This window comes from Pseudomonas helleri, assembly GCF_045830615.1.
GTDB lineage: Bacteria > Pseudomonadota > Gammaproteobacteria > Pseudomonadales > Pseudomonadaceae > Aquipseudomonas > Aquipseudomonas helleri.
This window is the reverse complement of the sequence record NZ_CP174501.1, coordinates 2,301,298-2,320,099: the sequence shown is the minus strand read 5'-3', so window position 1 is coordinate 2,320,099 and position 18,802 is coordinate 2,301,298. Positions and strand designations below refer to the sequence as shown.

Annotated in this window: 13 protein-coding genes; all 13 read left to right on the top strand. The window is 59.4% G+C overall.

Annotated features, from left to right (window positions below):
- Nucleotide 1 precedes the first annotated feature (1 nt).
- The 13 genes from ACJJU9_RS10370 (at nt 2) to ACJJU9_RS10310 (ending at nt 18,802) form a co-directional block, all read left to right on the top strand.
- Entirely contained in the window at nt 2-1,072 is a 1,071-nt protein-coding gene (locus ACJJU9_RS10370; protein WP_407730648.1) for a microcin C ABC transporter permease YejB, read from the top strand.
- Nucleotides 1,072-2,094, top strand: coding sequence for an ABC transporter permease (locus tag ACJJU9_RS10365; RefSeq protein WP_048369974.1), 1,023 nt, complete (start codon nt 1,072-1,074; stop codon nt 2,092-2,094). The genes ACJJU9_RS10370 and ACJJU9_RS10365 overlap by 1 nt, the downstream gene beginning before the upstream one ends.
- Before the next feature lies 1 nt (nt 2,095).
- Complete coding sequence (locus ACJJU9_RS10360; protein WP_407730647.1) at nt 2,096-3,676, top strand: ABC transporter ATP-binding protein; 1,581 nt, start codon at nt 2,096-2,098, stop codon at nt 3,674-3,676.
- Between the two features lie 871 nt (nt 3,677-4,547).
- Nucleotides 4,548-6,362 (top strand): ABC transporter ATP-binding protein, encoded by a 1,815-nt coding sequence (locus tag ACJJU9_RS10355; RefSeq protein ID WP_407730646.1) that lies wholly within the window; start codon nt 4,548-4,550, stop codon nt 6,360-6,362.
- 96 nt (nt 6,363-6,458) lie between these two features.
- On the top strand, nt 6,459-7,892 hold the full coding sequence (locus ACJJU9_RS10350; protein WP_407730645.1) for a TldD/PmbA family protein: 1,434 nt from the start codon (nt 6,459-6,461) through the stop codon (nt 7,890-7,892).
- Nucleotides 7,892-9,226, top strand: coding sequence for a TldD/PmbA family protein (locus tag ACJJU9_RS10345; protein ID WP_407730644.1), 1,335 nt, complete (start codon nt 7,892-7,894; stop codon nt 9,224-9,226). Before ACJJU9_RS10350 ends, ACJJU9_RS10345 begins: the two co-directional genes overlap by 1 nt.
- A 468-nt stretch (nt 9,227-9,694) precedes the next feature.
- Nucleotides 9,695-10,504, top strand: coding sequence for an energy transducer TonB (locus tag ACJJU9_RS10340; RefSeq protein WP_407730643.1), 810 nt, complete (start codon nt 9,695-9,697; stop codon nt 10,502-10,504).
- A gap of 62 nt (nt 10,505-10,566) precedes the next feature.
- Nucleotides 10,567-11,271, top strand: a complete 705-nt coding sequence (locus ACJJU9_RS10335) for a MotA/TolQ/ExbB proton channel family protein (protein ID WP_153374372.1) — start codon at nt 10,567-10,569, stop codon at nt 11,269-11,271.
- Nucleotides 11,271-11,672, top strand: coding sequence for a biopolymer transporter ExbD (locus ACJJU9_RS10330; RefSeq protein WP_048369966.1), 402 nt, complete (start codon nt 11,271-11,273; stop codon nt 11,670-11,672). Before ACJJU9_RS10335 ends, ACJJU9_RS10330 begins: the two co-directional genes overlap by 1 nt.
- A 304-nt stretch (nt 11,673-11,976) precedes the next feature.
- The gene (locus ACJJU9_RS10325; RefSeq protein WP_407730642.1) at nt 11,977-14,709 is read left to right on the top strand and encodes a TonB-dependent receptor; all 2,733 of its coding nucleotides are present in this window, start codon (nt 11,977-11,979) and stop codon (nt 14,707-14,709) included.
- Between the two features lie 109 nt (nt 14,710-14,818).
- Nucleotides 14,819-16,708, top strand: coding sequence for an extracellular solute-binding protein (locus ACJJU9_RS10320; protein WP_407730641.1), 1,890 nt, complete (start codon nt 14,819-14,821; stop codon nt 16,706-16,708).
- A 1-nt stretch (nt 16,709) separates the two neighbouring features.
- Nucleotides 16,710-17,780 carry a microcin C ABC transporter permease YejB gene (locus ACJJU9_RS10315; protein WP_048369962.1) on the top strand — a complete coding sequence of 357 codons (1,071 nt, stop codon included), beginning with the start codon at nt 16,710-16,712 and terminating at the stop codon, nt 17,778-17,780.
- Nucleotides 17,780-18,802 carry an ABC transporter permease gene (locus ACJJU9_RS10310; RefSeq protein ID WP_407730640.1) on the top strand — a complete coding sequence of 341 codons (1,023 nt, stop codon included), beginning with the start codon at nt 17,780-17,782 and terminating at the stop codon, nt 18,800-18,802. Before ACJJU9_RS10315 ends, ACJJU9_RS10310 begins: the two co-directional genes overlap by 1 nt.

The window sequence follows — 18,802 nt, the reverse complement described above, 5'->3', positions numbered from 1 at the left end:
GATGCTGCATTACATCAGTCGACGTTTGTTGCTCATCATCCCCACCTTGCTGTGCATTCTGGTGGTGAATTTTCTGATTGTGCAGGCCGCACCCGGCGGTCCGGTTGAACAAGCCATTGCCCGTTTGCAAGGCTTCAGCGGCGCCGGAGTAGGCGGTGGCGGTGGTGAAATAGCCGCCGGGGGTTCGGGTGCCAGCCGCAGCAGCCGGGGCCTGGATCCGGCCCTGATCGAGGAAATCACCAAACATTACGGCTTCGACAAACCCATGCACGAGCGCTTGTGGCTGATGCTCAAGAACTACGCGCAACTGGATTTCGGCAACAGCTTTTTCCGGGGGGCCAAGGTCACTGACCTGATCTTGCAAAAGCTCCCGGTGTCGATCTCGCTAGGCTTATGGGCCACCCTCATCACCTACCTGATCTCGATCCCGCTGGGGATTCGCAAGGCCATTCACAACGGCAGCACGTTTGATGTGTGGACCAGCACCGCGATCATCATTGGCTACGCCATGCCCGCGTTTCTGTTTGCCATTTTGCTGATCGTGGTGTTCGCGGGCGGCAGTTATGTGAGCTGGTTTCCGATCCAGGGCATGGTCTCGGACGACTTCGACAGCCTGAGCTTTTTCGGCAAGATCGCCGACTACCTGTGGCACATGGTCTTGCCGGTAAGCGCGCTGGTGATCGGCGGTTTTGCCACCCTGACCATCCTCACCAAAAACAGCTTCTTGAATGAAATCAGTCGCCAGTACGTGGTCACTGCGCGGGCCAAAGGCCTGACCGAAAAACGCGTGCTCTACGGCCATGTGTTACGCAACGCCATGTTGCTGGTGGTGGCCGGCGTGCCGCAGGCGCTGATCGAAGTGTTCTTTGCCGGTTCCTTGCTGATCGAAACCATCTTCAACCTCGATGGCATCGGCCGCATGAGCTACGAGGCGGCGATATCCCGCGATTACCCGGTGGTGTTTGGCACGCTGTTTCTGTTCACCCTGTTCGGGCTGTTGATCAAGTTGATCGGTGACATTTGCTACACCCTGCTCGACCCCCGTATCGACTTCTCGGCGAGGAATGCCTGATGTTTACCCTCTCTCCCCTGAGCCGTCGGCGCTTCGCCCACTTCAAGGCCAATCGCCGGGGCTGGTGGTCGCTGTGGCTGTTTATCGGCCTGTTTGTGGTCTGCCTGTGCGGCGAATTGATCGCCAACGACAAACCCTTGGCCATTCACTTCAAAGACCAGTGGTATTTCCCGATTGTCTCCAGCCACCTTGAAACCGACTTCGGCGGCGAACTGCCTTTCGAACCGGACTACCGCAGCGAATACGTGCAGACACTCATCACCGGGCAAGGCGGCTGGATGCTCTTTGCGCCCATCCCGTTCAGTTCCGACACGGTCAACTACGACCTCAAGGTGCCCTCCCCAAGCCCGCCCAGCAGCAGCAACTGGCTGGGCACCGATGAGCAGGCCCGCGACGTGCTGGCGCGGGTGATCTTTGGCGCGCGGATTTCGATCCTGTTTGCCTTGATCCTCACCGCCATCAGTGCGCTGGTGGGCATCACGGCGGGCGCCCTGCAGGGCTTTTACGGCGGCCTGGTGGACTTGATCGGCCAGCGCCTGCAAGAGGTCTGGGCCGGGCTGCCAGTGCTGTATCTGCTGATCATCCTCTCGGGTTTTATCGCCCCGAGCTTTTGGTGGTTGCTGGGCATCATGGCGCTGTTCAGCTGGCTGGCGTTGGTTGACGTAGTGCGCGCCGAGTTCCTGCGCGGGCGCAACCTCGAATACGTCAAAGCCGCCCGGGCCTTGGGCTTGACCAATGGTGCGCTGATGCGCCGGCACATTCTGCCTAACGCCATGACTTCGACCCTGACCTACATCCCGTTTATTTTGACCGGCGCAATTGCCACCCTCACCGCTCTGGACTTTCTCGGCTTTGGCATGCCGCCCGGCACCGCCTCGCTGGGTGAACTGATCGGCCAGGCCAAGCGCAATCTGCAAGCCCCATGGCTGGGCCTGACCGCGTTTTGTGTGCTGGCACTGATTTTGTCGCTACTGGTGTTTATCGGCGAAGCCTGCCGTGACGCGTTTGATCCAAGGAGTTGAGATGAGCGACACACTGATCGAAATACGTGACCTGCGCGTTGGCTTTGCCGGGCGTGAAGTGGTGCACGGGGTCAACCTGGATATCCGCCGTGGCGAGTGCCTGGCACTGGTGGGCGAGTCGGGCTCGGGCAAGTCGGTGACGGCGCACTCGATCCTGCGCCTGTTGCCGGGTAAAAACGTCGAAACCCAAGGCAGCATCCGCTACAACGGCATCGACCTGGTAAGCGCCAGCCCTGCGCAACTGCGCAGCCTGCGCGGCAACCGCATCGCGATGATTTTCCAGGAGCCGATGACCTCGCTCAACCCGCTGCACACCGTCGAAAAACAAGTCAGCGAAGTATTGATCACCCACAAGGGCCTGAAAAAACGCGAAGCACGGGCCAGAACCCTTGAACTGCTGGAACTGGTGGGGATTCGCGACCCGAAACATCGCCTCAATGCCTACCCCCATCAGTTGTCTGGCGGCCAACGCCAGCGGGTGATGATCGCCATGGCGCTGGCCAATGAGCCAGAGTTGCTGATCGCTGATGAACCGACCACCGCGCTGGACGTCACCGTGCAGCAAAAAATCCTCGAGCTGTTGATCGACCTGCAACAGCGTCTGGGCATGTCGTTGCTGCTGATCAGTCACGACCTCAATCTGGTGCGCAAAATCGCCCAGCGGGTGTGCGTGATGCGCGGCGGTGAAATTGTCGAGCAGGCCACCTGCGAGGATTTGTTCAAAGCCCCGCAACACCCCTACAGCCGCATGCTGATCGAGGCCGAGCCCAGCGGCAGCCCGGTGCCTGCTGACGATCCAGGCAACCTGCTCCAGGTCGACAACCTCAAGGTCTGGTTCCCTTTACCCAAGTCGTTATTCAGCCGCGAGCGGCATTACGTCAAGGCCGTGGACGGGGTCAGTTTTGAGCTGAAAAAAGGCCGCACCCTGGGCATTGTTGGTGAGTCGGGCTCAGGCAAATCCACCCTCGGCCAGGCGGTGCTGCGGCTGGTGGAATCGCAAGGGTCTATCCGACTCGACGGCCAGCAACTCGGTGCCCTCAACCAAGACCAACTGCGGCCGTTAAGGCGCCATATGCAGGTGGTATTTCAAGACCCGTTTGGAAGCTTGAGCCCGCGCATGTCGGTGCAGCAGATCATCAGCGAGGGTTTGCTGGCCCACAACATCGGCACCGTGCAGGAACGTGAAGCCGCGGTGATCCGCGTACTGCAAGAGGTCGGGCTCGACCCGGAAAGCCGCCACCGCTACCCGCATGAATTTTCGGGCGGTCAACGCCAGCGCATCTCCATCGCCCGGGCGTTGATCATGGAACCGGAGTTGATCCTGCTCGACGAACCGACCTCGGCGCTGGACCGCACCGTGCAAAAACAAGTGGTGGACTTGCTGCGTGACTTACAGGCCAAACACGGCCTGACCTACCTGTTTATCAGCCACGACCTGGCGGTGGTGCATGCACTGGCCCACGACATGATCGTGATCAAGGACGGCAAAGTGGTGGAGCAAGGCAACGCGCAAAGCCTGTTCGGCAACCCGCAACACCCGTACACCCGCGAGCTGTTACAGGCGAGCAGCGTAACCCCCTGACCCACCACCCTGTAGGAGCGAGCTTGCCTCGCGATCTTTTGATCTAGATCTTGCTTTTGATCTTGATCTAAAAGGCCCCATTAAACCACGCTGGCCGAACGCAGGTTTTGCGCAGTGGGTAACCCGGCAGGACGCCGGGTTAGCCGCGACACGGCCATGGATGGCCGATCGCGGCGGGCCTACGGAGCAAGGCCTGTGGTGAGGGCATGCCGAGCCAAAGCGAGGCACCGAGGGGTAGGGGCAAAAGCGTTTTGGTTACTTTGCCGCTTTTGCAAAGTGACGCGGCGTAAGGCCGGAACCCTAAGTGGCCGTTGCCGCAGCAACGTATATGTACTCAAGTCAAGAGCCCCCTCACCCTAGCCCTCTCCCGAAGGAGAGGGAACCGATTGGGGGATGCTGAAGATACTCGGCGGCCTGTTTGCTGCGCGACAGCGCGGCGTCGAGGACGGGGCGGCCCCTCCTACAAGGAAGCGTTAATTTTTTACAAAGTTTTACCAAAACTGGCACAGATTTTCCTTGTCATTGGGCGTTGGCAATTCACCGGTTGAAAACACAGCTTCCGGGGTGCGTAACCCGCACCAATTGCGACCGCGGACGTAAAAACTGTCCACATTCAGTGCAACGGCAGACCAAAAGTCATGCCATTGATCAGCTGTACATAAGGAATAACAACGATGTCTGATGTGCACTCGCTGCAAATACTCCCCCGCCTTTACGCCTGCGCGTTCGCTTCGTGTACCCCGCCCGGCATCGATACATAGCCTGAGCTGCGCTATCACCTGATAGACGCTTTTCACCTGCACGCCCCCTCATTGGCCGTCTCTTCGCGAGCAGCCAACGCGGACCGCTTTGCTTTGAAAAAAGGTCAGACATGTCTGAATTTGACGCTATTACCGTTCCTCCCAAACGGCCTTGGGCCTATGTGTGGCATTACGTGCGCCTGTACCCGCGCTGGTATTGGGCAATCGCGGCGCTGCAAATCGGCGCAGCAATGACCGCCACCCTCATGCCCTATGCCATCGGCCGCATCACCGGCGCTGTAAGTGACGGCCTGTGGGACCACGCCGACCTGTGGCAGGCCAGCTTGCCCGCGCTGGGCCTGCTGTTTGGCCTGGCCGTGGCGCAAATGCTCTGCGCCCGAGGCGCCACGCTGTGCATGATCATGGTCCGGCCGCAGCAAAAAATACGCATCGTGCGTGACCTGTTCGCCTATTTGCAGCGCCATTCGGCCCGCTATTTCGGTGAGCATTTTGCCGGCAGCCTGGCCCACCGCATCGGCGAAGGCAGCATTGGCCTGCTGGAGATCACTTGGGCACTGGTCGTCGAAATGCTCCCCATTCTGGTGGTACTGGTCACCAGCCTGGTGTTGCTGACATTGGCCTCACCCTGGCTGGGGCTAGGCCTGCTGGTGTGGGTGCTGGCCTATACGTTGCTGGCGTTTGTACTGTCACGCAAGGCGCAAGTACTGGCCGCAGATCATGCCAAGGCACGCAGCGTGACCACCGGCAAAATTGTCGACGCGGTCAGCAATCTGGCCAGCATCCGCCTGTTTGCCCGCCAGGACTTTGAACTCGACTACCTGAACCGCTACCAGACCCAAGAAAAAGAAGCGGCGCAGCGCTCGTTTTTCTACCAGGAGAAAATCCGCCTGCTGCAAGACAGCTTGTCGATTGTGTTGCGCGTTGGCCTGGTGGCCGTTGCTCTGTATCTGTGGCACCTGGGCAAGATCGACGTCGGCCAATTGGTGATGGTGGCCACGCTGGGTTTGATGATCGTGGCCCAGTGCAGCTTTCTAAGCATGCAGTTCATGCACTTTTTCGAGTTTATCGGCAACATCCAGAACAGCATCGACATCCTGCTCAAGCCCCACGAAATGCCGGACCGCACCGATGCCCTGCCCGCACGCATCGAAAAAGGCGCTATCCGGTTTCGTAACGTGAATTTCGGCTACAGCCCGGACAAGCCGATCTTCAAACACTTCAACCTGAACATTGCAGCTGGCCAGCGCGTCGGGATTGTCGGCCTTTCGGGTTCGGGCAAATCGACGTTGCTCAACCTGTTGCTGCGCGCCTACGACCCGCAAAAAGGTCAGGTCGAAGTCGACGGCGTTGATATTCAGGGCATGACCCAGCAATCGCTGCACAGCCACATCGGCTTGATCCCGCAAGAGCCGGGCCTGTTTCACCGCTCCCTGCGGGAAAACATCGGTTATGGCGACGTTGATGCAGACGAATCGGCCATTGTGCTGGCGGCCAAACGTGCCCACGCCCATGACTTCATCCTGCACATGCAAGACGGCTATGACGCCTTGATCGGTGAGCGCGGGGTCAAGTTGTCGGGCGGTCAGCGCCAGCGCATCGCCATTGCCCGCGCCTTGCTCAAGAACGCGCCGATCCTGGTACTCGACGAAGCCACCGCCAGCCTCGACTCCGAAACCGAAAGCCTGATTCAAAGCAGCCTGGACGACATCATGGCGGACAAAACCGTACTGGTTGTTGCGCACCGGCTGTCGACCATTGCGCATCTGGATCGGATCGTGGTGCTGGATAAAGGCCTGATTGTTGAAGACGGCAGTCACTCACACTTACTGGAACTTAAAGGCCTCTATTACCGGCTGTGGCAACACCAATCCGACGGTTTGTTAAGTGAAAAAGATGCCCGTGAAGATGAAATATTAGTTACATAACTTCCAAGGCACTTTTAAGGCCGCCTTTTATTAACTTATTAACCCAAAGCCCTCGCCATTAACACGCAGTGCTTTGCACTTGAAAGGACACTCATCATGAGTCACGCACAATCGTCACTCAGACGATTCATGCAAACATGTGCCGATATGCCCGGCTTTATTTCATTGCGCCTGGTTGAACAACAAGCGCACACATTGGGCGTGTCGCGCAATGTTATTGAACCGCCCGCACGGCGTCATAGTTGCGGGGTTATGGTCTGCGTACACATTGACGGCCAACAGGCCTTTGCAGCCACCAGCGATATCAGCGCGCCGGGGTTGCAACAGGCACTTGAGCGCGCCCAAAACACGGCCAAATCACTGCTGGGGCGCAGCTTGCTGCACTACCCTGCCCCACAAACACGGGATGTACAGGCGCATTACCGCTCACCCGATCTGGACCTGCCGCTGCCGGACACCGCCGACTGGCTGGCCTTGTTAATGGAAACCTCGCAGAGCGTCCCCGGCGACCCGCGACTGGTGCACTGGTCCGCTCGTTTGCGTGTGGTGCAAGAACAACAGCTGTATCTGGATAACCAGGGCAATGACATTCTGCGCAACCAGCAGCAGCTGTACCCCGAGGTGGGCGTCAATGCTTTTGACGGCCAGCAAAGCCAGCGCCGCACCTACAGCCTTGCCCAGCAAGGCGGCGCTAATGTGGTCACTCAATCGGCACTGAGCGAGCAGGCCCGTCGCGTCGCTGACGAGGCCCTGCAACTGCTACTGGCCCCGAACACACCGCAAGGCCCGCGGGACGTGCTGCTGATGCCGGATCAAATGATCCTGCAGATCCATGAATCCATCGGCCACCCGCTGGAACTGGACCGCATCCTCGGTGATGAGCGCAACTACGCCGGCACCAGCTTCGTCACGCCCGACATGTTTGGCCATTACCGTTACGGCTCTGACCTGCTGAATGTCAGCTTCGACCCCGGCGTGCCCGGCGAACTGGTGAGCTACAGCCACGACGACGAAGGCTTGCAGGCCGAAAAACACTTGCTGATCAGCCAGGGGATTTTGCAGCGGCCCATGGGCGGCGCACTGTCCCAGGCCCGCAGCGACTTGCCGGGCGTCGCCAACAGCCGCGCCTGCAGCTGGAACCGGGCACCGATTGACCGCATGGCTAACCTCAATATCGAACCCGGCGACCAGTCGATGGAGCAACTGATTGGCGGCATTGAGCACGGCATCCTGATGGCCAGCAATCGCTCGTGGTCGATCGATGATGCGCGCAACAAGTTCCAGTTCGGCTGCGAATGGGGCCAGTTGATCGAAAACGGCGAGCTGGGGGCCGTGGTTAAAAACCCGAATTATCGGGGCATTTCATCGCAGTTCTGGCGCAACTTGAGCGCCGTGGGCGACGCCTCGACCCACCAGATCATGGGCACACCCAATTGCGGCAAAGGCGAACCCAATCAGGTTGTCACCGTGGGCCACGCTTCTCCGGCCTGTGTGTTTAGTCAAATAGATGTATTCGGAGGCCAGGCCTGATGAGCAATTGCCAATTCGCCAGCGCGTTCAAGACGCTGGAACACTGGCTCAAGGGCCAGTTGCACACCGATGAACAGTTCACCCTGTGGTTTGAAGCTGAAGACAGCCAGTTCGTGCGTTTCAACCACGGCAAAGTGCGCCAGGCTTACCCGGTGCTACAACTTGAATTGACCTTGCGGCTGATCCGCGGCGAACGCCACAGCAGCGCGCAACTTAACTTGAGCGGCGATTTTGCACAGGATGCCGTCACTCTCGGGCACACCCTGACCGAGCTTCGCGAACTGCTCGATGTGTTGCCTGCCGACCCGTATTTATTACTCGACACGCAAGAATGGAGCACAGAACGACAAGTGCCGGGGCAGGTTCCCGAGCTGCAACAGGTTATCGACACGATCTGCGACTTGAGCCAGGGCCTGGACATGGTCGGCATTTATGCCGGTGGCACGCTGTATCGCGGCTTCGCCAATAGCTGGGGGGCTTACGGTTGGCATCAATGTGCCAACGCGCTGTTCGACTGGAGCCTGTTTGATGCCAGTGGTGAAGCAGTTAAAAGCACATACGGTTCAGCCACGTGGGATGCTCAAGCGTTAAGTGACGTGTTTGTTCAGGCCCGTGAGCAACTCAAGCACCTGAGCACACCGCGCATCAGCCTCAAACCGGGGCAGTACCGCGCTTATCTGGCCCCTGCGGCACTGGAGGAAGTGCTGGGTTTGCTCAGTTATGACGCATTTTCAGCCAAGGCCTTTGCCAACCGCCAGAGCGCATTGCAGCAGTTGCAACTCGGTAAACAGCAGTTATCACCCTTGGTCAGCCTGCGCGAACAACCGTCCACCGGCTTTGAGCCCGGCTTCGGCCCGGACGGCACAGCACGTCAGGACATCGACCTGATCCAGGCCGGAAAGCTGGTCGGGCAACTGGTCAGCTCACGCTCGGCCGCTGAATACGGCATGCAAGCCAATGGTGCCGACCGCAGGGAAATGCCCCACTCGCTGGTCATGGCGCCCGGCGAACTGGCCAGTAGCGACGTGCTGCGCGAACTGGGAACCGGCTTGTACATCAGTAACTTGTGGTACCTGAACTATTCGGATGTGGGCTCTGCCAGCCTGACCGGCATGACCCGCTTTGCTACCTTTTGGGTGGAGAACGGGCGCATCGTCGCACCCATCGAAACCATGCGGTTCGATGACAGCCTGTACAACCTGCTCGGCAGCAACTTGCTGGCCCTGACCCGCGAGCAAACGCTGTGCATCGATTCGGGGACTTATGAGCGGCGCAGCCTGAACAGTCATGTACTGCCGGGCGCGCTGGTAGAACGTTTAACCCTGACCTTATAAGGCCGCACTGTTTATAGGCACGCACTCTTACTTTGGTGCACTTTTTTTGACAACCCCTAACTTTCGTCAGATTGTCAGACAAAGAAATTGATTATCAACGTTTATAACTCAAGTTCAAAACCGCTATTAAGCCGCGTTAATTAAGTTCAGCACTTATTAACGTGGCTTAAGGCACAAAACTGCCTCTTGGCGCTTAAATATCCACCCGACAAAGCGGCTTTTTTTTGACTGTTGGCATAGCCGTTGCAATACATAATTTAACGAATTCTTACAAAAAATCCGGATCCGTTGACTTAACCAACAGGAGCTCAACATGACCCTTTATTCGCGCAGTGATTAAGGCCTTTTGACAGGCAAACATTCACCTGTCAGTGCGCCATTGAAACAACCGTTGAACGACTAGTTCTCGTCCCTGCACGCAAGGGCGAACGGAGCCTTATTGCCCTTCATTTTGTCGAGGGACTCTTAATGAGTGACGAGGTAAAACATAAAGAACGGCCAGCCCCGCTATTGGCAGCTGAGCATGTTCAACAGTGGACACATATCCCCCATGTGCCCAACACCTCACAGCCGGGCGGGCTGAGCAAGCCGCGCATTTTATTGTTGGTGGGTGTGGTTGTGTTGCTGCATGGCAGCGCCTGGTGGTTTTTCCAGCGCGCCAAGGCCGAGCCGGTGATTACGCCACCTGAAATCCCGGAAATGACCGTGGAACTGAGCAGCCCTGCGCCACCGGCCCCGCCGGTCGAAGAGCCGCCTCCACCACCGCCACCGCCGGAGCCCGTGGCGCCGCCAGAAGATGAAGATGCGCTCAAGCCACCGCCCAAACCCGTGGAGAAGCCCAAGCCCATCGAAAAACCCAAGCCGGTGGTCAAACCCAAGCCGGTGCAAAAGCCGCAACCGGTCAAGCCTGCGCCACCGGCTCCGGTAGCGCCACCAGCACCCGCGGCGCCTGCTGCACCCGCCGCCCCGGCCGCAGCGCCAGGCCCGGCCAAGGAGACAGCGGCCATTTCGGGGCTGGCCAGCCTCGGCAACCCGCCACCGGAATACCCCTCCATCGCCTTGCGGCGTAACTGGGAAGGCTCGGTAGGGCTGCGGATCAAGGTGCTGCCTAACGGCCGCGCAGGCTCGGTGGAGGTCATCAAGTCCAGCGGCAAACAAGCGCTGGATGACGCCGCCGTCGCCGCTGTACGTAACTGGAAGTTTGTCCCGGCCAAACGCGGGGACACGCCCATAGAAGGGTTCGCCACCCAGACCATTGCTTTCAAATTGCCGGAATAACCCCGCCGGGTTCCGACACTTATTAATTAGCGCGTTATTTAACCGCAGTGCGAGGTATAGCCATGAACGAGTCTCTGTCTTCCATGATTGTCCCTGGGGTACTTTGGGCCTTGGTGCTTTTTTCGGTGGTGAGTTGGGCCTTGCTGCTCATCAAGTCATCGCAATACCTGCGTCAGAAAGCCCAGAACAACCAGTTCACCAAAGCTTTCTGGGCCGCCCCTGATCTGCTCACCGCCGCCGAACATGCCAGCCAGTACCCCGGCGCCCTGGCCCGCATCGCCAACAGCGGCTTTGAAGCCATGATTGTCGACGACACGCCACGCACCACCCAGCAACTGGCCAATACCATCAACCGCGCCGATCGCCTGGAGCGCAACCTGCGCCAGCAAATCCAGAAAGAACGCCGCGCCCTGGAAAGCGGCCAGGCGATTCTCGCCAGTATCGGCAGCACCGCGCCCTTCATCGGCCTGTTCGGGACCGTCTGGGGGATCATGGAAGCCTTGCAAAGCATCGGCGCCAGCGGTTCCGCCAGCCTGGAAACCGTTGCTGGCCCCATCGGCCACGCCCTGATTGCCACCGGCGTGGGGATTGCCGTGGCCGTGCCTGCGGTGCTGATTTACAACTTCTTCCTGCGTCGCCTGAAAATGGCCTCGGCCACCATGGATGACTTTGCCCACGACTTCGACGCCCTCGCCCAGCGCAGCGCTTTCGCCATCGACCGCCAGGCCATTTCCACCAAGCGCACCGCCGTGCGGGAGGCAAGCTGATGTCTTTCTCAACTCAAGACAGCGATGAAGTGCTCAGTGAAATGAACGTCACCCCGCTGGTGGACGTGATGCTGGTACTGCTGGTGGTGTTCATTGTGACCACGCCGATGATGACCAACGCCATCAAGATCAACCTGCCCAAGACCGACGCCGTGGCCACCGAGAAAAAGAAAGACCCGGTGGTGGTCAGCGTGGATCAGGACGGCAAGTTCTTCCTGGCCAAGAACGAAGTGGCCCCCGAGCTGCTGGAAAAAAGCCTGCAGGACGTCAAGGCCCAAGACCCGGAAGTACGGGTTCAGCTCCAGGCTGACGAAGGCGTCAATTACGGGCAAGTGGCCAAGGCCATGGCCTCGATTGAGCGCTCGGGCATCACCAAGATTTCGGTGATGACGGCTCGGTGATCTCAGGATTGGGCGCGCCCTTAACCCTCGCCCCAACCCTCTCCCAAAGGGAGAGGGAGCTGATGGGTGGTGGTCTTGAAGCCGCCTCCGGGAGAGGGCCAGGGTGAGGGGCTTTTGATGTTGATTAACGTAAAAACTACGCACTAACCCCGCTGTAACCATGCCGCGCGCGAACGCTGTCAGTCCGCGCTGGGGAGCGGCTTGCTTGAAAAAAGTGTTTTGCCACGGGTCGACACAACCCAACTGGAGTCATGAGGGCTCACAAGGCCATTCCAATAATCGTCTGAAAAAGTCGGAAATAACCATGCAGATGAAGAGTTCAGGTTTCACCCTCAAACCGCTCGTTGCAAGCTTGCAGCGGCATCGTTTTGTGCCGCTGTATCTGGTTGCTCTGGGGATGAGCGCAGGCCAGTTGCAGGCAGCAGAAGCCACCGTGTCCGACGACGCAGGCAGTGCCGTCAGCAGCGCCGCCGTGAGCGCCGATGCAACGGCGGCCCCCGCTCCTACCACGCAGCTGGATCGTGTTGAAGTGACCGGCTCGGCGATCCGCCGGGTTGACGCAGAAACCGCCGTGCCCATCACCATTCTGCGCGCCGATCAACTGCGCAACGAAGGCGTGACCACCACAGAGCAGATCCTTCAGCGCGTCTCGGGCAACCAGTCGATTCGTAACCCGGCCAGTTCGGTGGGCGCCGCTACAGGCGGTTCGAGCTTTGCCGACATGCGCGGTATCGGTGCCAACAAAACCCTGGTGCTGCTCAACGGCCGCCGCTTGGGCAACAACGCCATCGATGGCTCAGCCGTCGACCTGAACACCATTCCGTTTGCCGCCATTGACCGTGTCGAGGTGCTGCGCGACGGCGCATCCGCCTTGTACGGCACTGACGCCATCGGCGGGGTCATAAACTTCATCACCAAAAAATCGTTGACCGACGGCACCCTCTCGCTGGGCGGGGAAGGCGCTGACGCCAGCGGTGGCGGCGGCGGCTCCAAAGACCTCAGCGCCAGCTGGGGCTATGGCGACCTCGACAAAGACCGCTTCAACGTCATGGGCGTGTTCGGCTACAACAAACAGGACGATCTGCGCGCCAAAGATCGTACCTTTGCCACCACCTATGCGCCGGGCCGTGGCCTGGACCAGACCTCCGGCACGTCCTATCCGGCCAACTACAGCCAGAACGGCGTCAGCTCCAACCCGCTGTCCTCGGGCAACTGTAATGGCCCTGACCTGGTCTCGCGCCAGGGCGTGTGCCGCTTCGACACCCGCAACTACATCGACCTGCTGCCCGCCACCGAAAAAACCTCGTTCTTCGGCAAGGCCACCGGCAAGCTCACCGATGATGACAACGTCAACCTCGAATACTTCTTTGCCCGCAACAACAACTCCACCCAAGTCGGCCCTGCACCACTGACCGGCATGACGATGGACCCGTCGTCACCGTTCTACCCTGGCAAAGGCATTACCCCGGCCTCCACCAACCCCAACTTCGATCCGACCCAACCGATCGACTTTAACTGGCGTGAAACCGCCGCCGGTGCTCGCCAGTCCCGCGACCAGAACACCAGCCAGCGTCTGGTCCTGAGCTTTGACGGCACCGTGCAGGGCTGGGACTACAACGCCGGCGCCTCGTACAACGAAAACAAAGTGATCTCCAGCGTGACCGGCGGTTATGTCAGCGACGCGGCCATGATCAATGGCATCGCCGACGGCATCATCAACCCGTTCGGCCCGCAAACCGCGGCTGGCCAGGCGTTGATTGACGCCAACCAGTACCACGGCCAGTACTCCTCGTCGGTCGGCCGGGTGACCGGGCTGGACGGACGCATGAGCCGTGAAATCGGCGACTGGTTCGGTGCCGGCCCTTCGGGTCTGGCCATCGGTGGCGAGTTCCGTCAGGAGAACTTCCATCAGAGCTACGAGCAATACGCGGCGGATATCTCCAGCCTGGGCGTCGACCCGGACGGCAGCGTCAAGGGCGATCGCAACGTCAAAGCGGTGTACACCGAGTTGAACGTGCCGGTACTGGACAGCCTCGAACTGTCGGCTGCCGTGCGTCACGACAAATACAGCGACTTTGGCAGCACCACCAACCCGAAATACTCGTTCCGCTACCAGCCGATCAAAGAACTGGTGGTGCGTGGCGCGTACAGCGAAGGTTTCCGGGCGCCGTCGCTGTATGAGTTGTACAACCCGCAATACACCACTTACACCCAGGGCTACTACAACGACCCTAAACTGTGTACCGGCGGCGTGGTGCAACCTGGCGGCAACGCGGCACGTGACTGCGGCCAGCAGTTCCATAACCGCACCGGCGGCAACACCGACCTGTCCCCCGAGAAGGCGCGCAACCTGACCCTGGGCTTTGTCTACCAGCCAGTGCGCAACCTGTCGATGGGCCTGGACTTCTGGTGGATCCACATCGCCAACCAGATCGCCGAGTTCCCGGAATCTACCGTCTTTGACGATCCGAACACCTACGCCGATCGCTACATCCGCAACGCCGACGGTTCGCTCAACTACGTTCAGACCGGCCTTGCCAACCTGGGCGCAGTGAAAACCAGCGGTGTCGATGTCAGCCTCGACTACAAGTTCCCGAACACCCCGTATGGCCAGTTCGGCCTGGGTCTGCAAGGCACCTACGTGTCGCGCTATGACTACCAGACCACCATTGGCGGCAACTACACCGACAACGTCGGTGCGTTTGAAGGCACTGGCGTGATCGCCCGCTGGAAACACGTGTTGAGCGGTACCTGGAACCTGGGCCCATACCGCGCCTCGCTGGTTAACCGCTTCACCAGCGGTTACAACGACTACGACACCGACACTCACTCACGCGTAGCGTCTTACGCCCTGTGGGACATCTCGGGTGGCTACACCTTCAACAAAACCGTGGATCTGGATGTAGGCGTCAAAAACATGTTTGACCGCAACCCGCCGTTCTCCAACCAGGCTTACAACTTCCAGAGCGGTTACGACCCTCGTTACGGTGACCCAATGGGCCGTACCTTCTTCGCCCGTGCGACTTACCACTTCTAAGTGATAACACCCTGTTGGAGCAGGCTTGCCTCGCGATCTTTTGACCTTCAATAAAGATCGCGAGACTCGCTCCTGCAGGGCTCCACACGCGGTACAAGGAAACCCCATCATGTCTTCACTCTTCCTGCCCCTGCTTCGTTCACTGCTGGTGCCTGCGCTGTCGTGCCTGTGCCTGAGTGTGAGCGCCGCGCCCAGCCAGGCACTGACGGTGTACGGCGAAGCAGCCAAATACCCGGACAACTTCCAGCACTTCGATTACGTCAATCCCGACGCGCCCAAAGGCGGCTCGCTGAGCCGGGCCTCGATGGAAATCGGCCAGTTCAATTACATCGTCCCTTACATCGACCAAGGCACCGGCGTTGCACAGGTGGATGACTGGTTGTACGCGCCCCTGGCGTTCCGTTCTCTGGACGAGCCTTACACCGTCTATGGCCTGATCGCGCAAAAGATGGAACGCGACCCGGACGGCCTCTGGGTGCGCTTTTACCTGAACCCCAAGGCCCGCTTTGCCGATGACAGCCCCATCACCGCGCAAGACGTCGCCTTCACCTACAACACCCTGATGACCAAGGGCAGCCTGGGCTACCGCATGGTCTATGGCGAGGTCAAAGACGTGGTCGTCGAAGGCCCGTTGCAAATCCGCTTCGACTTCAAGAACAACCAGAACCGCACCCTGGCCCTCGACCTAGCCAGCCTGCGGATCATGCCCGAACACTGGTGGAAGACCCGCGACTTCGCCACTGGCGGCGGCTTCGAACCACCGCTGGGCAGCGGCCCGTATTCGGTGTCGCACGTCGACCCCGGCCGCAGCATTATCTTTGAACGCAACAAAAACTGGTGGGCCAAAGATTTGCCGGTGAGCAAGGGCATGTACAACTTCGACCGCCTGACAGTGAACTTTTACAGCGACACCGACATCGCCCGGCAACTGCTCAAGGCTGGAGCGTTTGACTATAACCGCGAGTTCTCCGCCACCGGTTTCAGCATTGGCTACGACAGCCCGGCGCTGACCGACGGGCGCCTGCAACGCGGGGTGTTTGCCAAAGACAAACCGGGCGCTGCACAAGGCTTTGCCTTCAACCTGCAAAACCCGTTTTTTCAGGACCGCCGTGTTCGTCAGGCATTGAGCCTGCTGTGGGACTTTGAGTGGACCAACAAGCAGATGATGCGCAACTTCTATGTGCGCCAGCAGAGCTACTTCCCGAAGAGTGAAATGGCCGCCACCGAACTGCCCGATGCCCGAGAGCTGGAAATTCTCGAACCGCTGCGCGGCAAGATCCCCGACGAGGTGTTTACCCAGGTCTATCAAGCGCCGAAAACCGATGGCAGCGGCTACATCCGCGACAAACAACTGCAAGCCCTGGCATTGCTCAAACAAGCCGGCTGGACACCCAAAGACAACAAACTGGTCAACGCCAAGGGAGAGCAACTGAGCTTCACCTTTCTCGACGGCCAGGGCGGCTTCGACCGCATGATCATGCCGTACAAGCGCACCCTGGCGCAGATCGGCATCAACATGGACATCCGCAAGATCGACTCTGCGCAGTACATCAACCGGCTCAACGCCCGTGACTACGACATGATCGTGGTGGGCTTTCCGCGCAGCGGCCAGCCCATTGTTTCGCCGGGCCGCGAAATGTACGACATGTACGGCTCCAGCAGCGCCACCCAGCCCGGCGCGTCCAACGCTTTTGTGCTGCGTGACCCGGCCGTCGACACCCTGCTCGACGGGCTGGTGCAAGCCAACAGCCGCGAGGAAATGGTGCATTACGCCCGCGCCCTCGATCGGGTCTTGCAGTGGGGTTACTACATGATCCCCAACTACTACTCCATCGGCACCCCGACCGTGTACCAGAACCGCTTCGGTCGCCCGGCACTGGAGCCCAAGTACGACGAGGGCTTGAACACCTGGTGGGAGGTCAGCAAAACCGCGCAAAGCAACGCGCAGTTCAACAAGGTCAACGCGCCTGCTTCCAACACTCCGGCAGAGAATCATTAAGATGTGGCATTACATCAGTCGTCGCTTATTGCTCATCATCCCCACCCTGCTGTGCATTCTGGTGGTCAACTTTTTGATCGTGCAGGCCGCTCCCGGTGGCCCGGTGGATCAGGCCATTGCCCGTTTGCAGGGGTTCAGTGGTGCCTCCGTCGGCGGCGGTGGCGGCGAAATGGCCGCCCACAGCGCGGGCGCCAGCCGTAGCAGCCGCGGCCTTGACCCGGCACTTATCGAAGAAATCACCAAGCATTACGGCTTCGACAAACCCATGCACGAGCGCTTGTGGCTGATGCTCAAGAACTACGCGCAACTGGATTTCGGCAGCAGTTTTTTTCGCGGCTCCACGGTCACCGACCTGATCTTGCAAAAGCTCCCGGTGACGATTTCGCTGGGGTTCTGGGCCACGTTCATCACCTACCTGGTGTCGATCCCGCTGGGCATTCGCAAGGCCATTCACAACGGCAGTGCCTTTGATATGTGGACCAGCACCGCGATCATCGTCGGCTACGCCATGCCCGCGTTCCTGTTCGCCATTTTGCTGATCGTGGTCTTCGCCGGGGGCAGTTACCTGAGCTGGTTTCCGATTCAAGGGCTGGTCTCGGATAACTTCGACAGCCTGAGCTTTTTCGGCAAGATCGCCGACTACCTGTGGCACATGGTGCTGCCGGTGAGCGCGCTGGTGATCGGCGGCTTTGCGACCCTGACCATCCTTACCAAAAACAGCTTTTTAAATGAAATCAGCCGCCAGTACGTGGTCACTGCACGGGCCAAAGGCCTGACCGAAAAACGCGTGCTCTACGGCCACGTGCTGCGCAACGCCATGTTGCTCGTGGTAGCCGGGATTCCCCAGGCATTGATCGAAGTGTTTTTCGCCGGATCCTTGCTGATTGAAACCATCTTCAACCTCGACGGCATTGGCCGCATGAGCTACGAAGCCGCGGTGTCACGCGACTATCCCGTGGTGTTCGGCACGCTGTTTCTGTTCACCCTGTTCGGGCTACTGATCAAACTGATCGGCGATATTTGCTACACCCTGCTCGACCCCCGTATCGACTTCTCGGCGAGGAATGCCTGATGTTTACCCTCTCTCCTCTGGGCCGTCGACGCCTCGCCCACTTCAAGGCCAACCGCCGTGGCTGGTGGTCGCTGTGGTTATTTGTCGGCCTGTTTGTGCTGTGCCTGGGCGGCGAATTGATCGCCAACGACAAACCGCTGGCCGTGCACTACAAAGACCATTGGTACTTTCCGATTGTGTCGCACTACAGCGAAACCGACTTTGGCGGCGAGCTGCCCTTTGAGCCGGACTACAGCAGCGATTACGTGCGCAAGTTGATCACCGTCCAGGGCGGCTGGATGCTTTTTGCGCCCATTCCGTTCAGCTACGACACGGTCAACTACGACCTCAAAGAACCGGCGCCCAGCCCACCGAGCGCAACCAACTGGCTGGGCACTGACGAACAGGCCCGTGACGTGCTGGCCCGGGTGATTTTTGGCGCGCGAATTTCGATTCTGTTTGCCTTGATCCTCACCGCAGTCAGCGCCTTGATCGGCATTACCGCCGGTGCCTTGCAGGGTTTTTATGGCGGCCTGGTGGACCTCATCGGCCAGCGTCTGCAAGAAGTCTGGGCCGGGCTGCCGGTGCTGTACTTGCTGATCATTTTGTCGGGCTTTGTGGCACCGAGCTTTTGGTGGCTGCTGGGCATCATGGCGCTGTTCAGTTGGCTGGCGTTGGTAGACGTGGTGCGCGCCGAGTTTTTGCGCGGGCGCAATCTGGAATACGTCAAAGCCGCACGGGCGCTGGGGCTGACCAATGGCGCGCTGATGCGTCGGCACATTCTGCCCAACGCCATGACCTCGACCCTGACCTATATCCCGTTCATTTTGACCGGCGCGATTGCCACCCTCACCGCCCTGGATTTTCTCGGTTTCGGCATGCCGCCCGGTACCGCCTCGCTGGGTGAATTGATCGGTCAGGCCAAGCGCAACCTGCAAGCCCCGTGGCTGGGCCTGACTGCGTTCTGCGTGCTGGCGCTGATTTTGTCGTTACTGGTGTTTATCGGTGAAGCCTGCCGTGACGCATTTGATCCCCGGAGTTGA